The sequence below is a fragment of the uncultured Oscillibacter sp. genome (assembly GCF_910584465.1).
Lineage (GTDB): Bacteria > Bacillota > Clostridia > Oscillospirales > Oscillospiraceae > Oscillibacter.
Genome location: NZ_CAJUBK010000057.1, coordinates 1 through 4189 on the forward strand (window position 1 = coordinate 1; position 4189 = coordinate 4189).

Consider the following 4189-nt stretch of genomic DNA (forward strand, 5'->3'; position numbering starts at 1 on the left):
GTGTGGTCCAGGTCGTACTTCCCGGAGGCCAGGGCGTCCAGGAACTGGCCGATGACCAGCAGGGCGGGGTAACAGGTGTCGTTATGGACGTATTTGAGGCCCAGCTCGCTGACCTGGCTGCCGCGGTTCTCCAGCAGCTCACAGGTGTAGCCCTCCTGCTCCATCACCGCCGCCAGGATGCGGAACTGCACCGGGGCCATGTTGGGGATGAGGATCTTGTGGGTCGCCTTCATCTCCGGCGTGAATTTGGGATAGTTCAGGGCTTCCATATGCTCACTCCTGTTCATCTAAGGCGGCGAAGAGGCTCCGCAGGCGGATGCGCACCGCGCCCAGGTTGGTGATCTCGTCGATCTTCAGCTCCGTATAGAGCTTCCCCCCGGCCTGCAGGATGGCCTGGGTCTCGTCGGTGGTGATGGAGTCCACGCCGCAGCCGAAGCTGACCAGCTGCACCAGGTCGCAGTCCCGCGCCTCCACGCAGTATTTGGCGGCGGCATAGAGCCGGGAGTGGTAGGTCCACTGGTTCAGGACCGTGGTGGGGAATCTGTCCACCCGGTCGGAGACGGAATCCTCCGTCACCACCGCCGCGCCGAAGCGGGTGATGAGGGTGTCGATGCCGTGGTTGATCTCCGGGTCCACGTGGTAGGGCCGGCCCGCCAGGACGACGATCCTCCGGCCCTCCGCCCGGGCCTGGTCGATGATGCGGGCCCCCTCCTTCCGGACCTGGGCCATGTGGTGGGCGTACTCGGCATAGGCGGCGTCGCTGGCCTCCTTGACCTCGCCCCTGGTGATGTCCGGGAAGTGCCGGCGGAGGATGTCATAGATCTTCTTGGTGAAATCCTTGGGCCGGTGGAGGCCCACGTAGTCGTAGAGGAACTTCGTGCCGCGGATCTCCGGGCAGTTCCCGGCGATGACCTCCGGGTAGTAGGCCACGACGGGGCAGTTGTAATGGTTATCCCCCAAGCCCTCGTCGAGGTTATAGGTCATGCAGGGGTAGAAGATCGCGTCCAGGCCCAGCTTGGACAGGAATTGGATGTGCCCGTGGGCCAGCTTCGCCGGGAAGCAGGCGGTGTCGCTGGGGATCGTGGCCTGGCCCTTCAGGTACAGGTCCCGGCTGGACAGGGGGCTGTGGTACACGGCGAAGCCCAGCTTCGTGAAGAAGGCGTGCCAGAAGGGCAGCAGCTCCCACATGTTCAGGCACAGGGGGATGCCGATCCGCCCCCGCCTGCCGGGGACGGGCTTGTAGCTCAAGATCCGTCCCCGCTTATAGGCGTACAGGTTCCGCTCCCCGCTGTCGGCCTTCCCGGTGACGGGGCGGTCGCAGCGGTTGCCGCTGATGAAGGTCCCGCCCCCCGCGAAGGTGTTCACCGTGAGCTGGCAGTTGTTGCCGCACAGGCCGCAGGACCGGCTCTCTGTCTCCTGGGAGAAGTTCGCCAGGGCGTCCCGCCCCAGCAGGGCGCTGGACTGGCCGGGGGCGGCTTTGCCCCGGCCGTAGAGGGCCGCGCCGAAGGCGCCCATCAGCCCCGCGATGTCCGGGCGGATGACCTCCACGCCCATCTCCTTCTCGAAGGCCCGGAGGACCGCCTCGTTATAGAACGTGCCCCCCTGGACCACCACGTTCCGGCCCAGCTCCTCGGGGCTGGCGGCGCGGATGACCTTATAGATGGCGTTCTTGACGACGCTGATGGACAGGCCCGCCGAGATGTTCTCGATGGTGGCCCCGTCCTTCTGGGCCTGTTTGACGCTGGAGTTCATGAACACGGTGCAGCGGCTCCCCAGGTCCACCGGCCGCTCGGCGAAGAGGCCCAGGGCGGCGAACTCCTTCACGTCGTGGCCCAGGGCCTGGGCGAAGGTCTGGAGGAAGCTGCCGCAGCCGGAGGAACAGGCTTCGTTGAGGAAGATGTTGCTGATGGCGCCGTCCTCGATCTTGAAGCACTTCATGTCCTGCCCGCCGATGTCGATGATGAAGTCCACGTTCGGCAGGAAGTGCCGGGCGGCGGTGAAGTGGGCCACGGTCTCCACCATGCCGTAGTCGGCGTGGAAGGCGTGTTTCGCCAGGTCCTCGCCATAGCCGGTGGTGGTGACGGAGGCCACATGCAGGGCCGGATGTTCGTCATAGAGCGCTTGCAGCACGCCCCGGATCAGGGGGACGGGGTTGCCCAGGTTGGGCCGGTAGTCCGTGAAGAGCAGCCGGGCGTCCTGGTCGATGACGGCGACCTTGACCGTGGTGGATCCGGAGTCGATGCCGATATGTACCGGGGCGGCGTAGTCCGGGCCGAAGGGGGCCCGGGCGACCTTCGCCTTGGCGTGCCGGGCCTGGAAGGCCGCGTACTCCTCCCGGCTTTCGAACAGGGGGGGCTGGCTCCGGTAGGTCTCGGAGGCGCCCCGCTCCCGCAGGCGGTCCGCCACCTCCTCCAGGTCGAAGGTCTGCTCGGAATAGAACGCCGCTCCCAAGGCGACGAAGAGCAGGCTGTCCTCCGGACAGGTGCCGGTGACGCCCAGGGTCTTGTCGAAGCTTTGGCGCAGGCACTTGGAGAACGTCAGCGGCCCGCCCAGGTAGAGGACCTTCCCCTTGATAGGGCGGCCCTGGGCGAGACCGGCGATGGTCTGGTTCACCACCGCCTGATAGATGCTGGCGGCGATGTCCTTCGTCTGCGCGCCCTGGTTGATCAGGGGCTGGATGTCGCTCTTGGCGAACACGCCGCAGCGGGAGGCGATGGTATAGGTCTTCTCCGCCGTCTGGGCGGCCTCGTCCATCTCGTCGGCGGTCATCTTCAAAAGGGTCGCCATCTGGTCGATGAAGGCCCCGGTGCCCCCGGCGCAGGAGCCGTTCATCCGGACCTCCATGCCGCCGGTGAGGAAGAGGATCTTCGCGTCCTCGCCGCCCAGCTCGATGACGACGTCGGTGCCGGGGGCCAGCCTGCCCGCGGCGACGCGGGTGGCGAAGACCTCCTGGACGAAGGGCACGCCCACGCCCTCCGCCATGCCCATCCCGGCGGAGCCGGAGATGGCCAGCCCCGCCGTCCCGCCGGGGACGTACTGCGCCGCCACGCGGCGCAGCAGCTCCTCGGACTTCTCCAGGATGTGGCTGAAATGCCGTTCATAGGTGCTGTATACGATTTGATCCGAGCCGTCCAGCACCACGCATTTGATGGTGGTGGAGCCAACGTCAAGACCGATCTTCAAGACTTGCTCCTCCTTTGGGGGAAGGGTCGCCGGCCGTTGTACGGCTAGTAACCGCAGGCTATCATATTCTTTGGTATCATACACGTTTTCGACAGGATTTGCAACTGACGATCCTTTGAAAGTCTGTAAAGAATCCGTTAAAAATGGCCTCCGCGTCCACGCTTGCTTCTTTTTGGGGGACGTGCTATACTCAGCTTATTCAAATGAGGAACGAGGTATCCCTATGAACACCGTCCTGCTCCACTGCTGCTGCGCCCCCTGCTCCGTGAGCTGCGTCGATCCCCTCCGGGCCGAGGGCATCGAGCCGACCGCCTTCTGGTACAACCCCAACATCCACCCATGGAAGGAGTACCAGGCCCGGCGGGACTGCCTGCTGGAGTACGCCCCCACCATCGGCATGGAGGTCCGGGTCCGGGAGGATTACGGCCTTCGGGAGTTCGTATGCCATGTGGCGGGGGACATCGGGCGCCGCTGTGCCTACTGCTATGAGCACCGGATCGAGGGGGCGGCGAAGTACGCCGCGGAGAACGGCTTCCCCGCCTTCACCTCTACCCTGCTGGCCAGCCTCTACCAGGACCACGACGGCATCGCCCGGGCGGCGGAGCGGTACGCCAGGCAGTACGGCGTGGAGTTCTTGTACCGGGACTTCCGGCCGGGCTTCCGGGAGGGGAACCGCCGGGCCCGGGAACTGGGCCTCTACATGCAGAGATACTGCGGCTGCGTGTTCTCAGAGCAGGACCGCTATCAAAAGCAGATCGACCGGGACGCGCTGCGGTTCGCGGAGGGCTGAGCAGGCGCGTCAAAAAAGCAGGAAAGACTTCTTCGACGGGAAGGAAGGGCGTGCGGGGGAGACCCGGGAAGGGTCTCCCCCGCTTTTTTAAAATCAAAAAGTTTTCAAAACCTCGTTTTGAAAACTTGCTCGGCCTGTCGAAAAGTCTGTTCGACAGGCCGAGCGCCGGGGAAGGGAGCCCTTCCCCGGCGCTCGGCGTCCGGCGGCGGATGCAGG

The 4189-nt window shown here is 65.3% G+C and carries 2 protein-coding genes and 1 pseudogene; 1 reads left to right on the top strand and 2 read right to left on the bottom strand.

What is annotated here, in order from left to right:
• Positions 1-269: pseudogene (locus QZ332_RS11115) on the bottom strand (2-hydroxyacyl-CoA dehydratase); the annotation flags it as partial.
• 4 nt (positions 270-273) lie between these two features.
• The gene (locus tag QZ332_RS11120) at positions 274-3183 is read right to left on the bottom strand and encodes an acyl-CoA dehydratase activase (protein WP_295765351.1); all 2910 of its coding nucleotides are present in this window, start codon (positions 3181-3183) and stop codon (positions 274-276) included.
• A gap of 223 nt (positions 3184-3406) precedes the next feature.
• Here QZ332_RS11120 and QZ332_RS11125 point away from each other — a divergent pair, with 223 nt between their 5' ends.
• Complete coding sequence (locus tag QZ332_RS11125) at positions 3407-3973, top strand: epoxyqueuosine reductase QueH (RefSeq protein WP_295765354.1); 567 nt, start codon at positions 3407-3409, stop codon at positions 3971-3973.
• The last annotated feature ends 216 nt before the right edge of the window (positions 3974-4189 follow it).

What these genes read in the sequence shown, in the direction of transcription:
- QZ332_RS11125 (WP_295765354.1), top strand. Translation starts at nt 3,407, where the DNA reads ATGAACACCGTCCTGCTCCACTGCTGCTGCGCCCCCTGCTCCGTGAGC.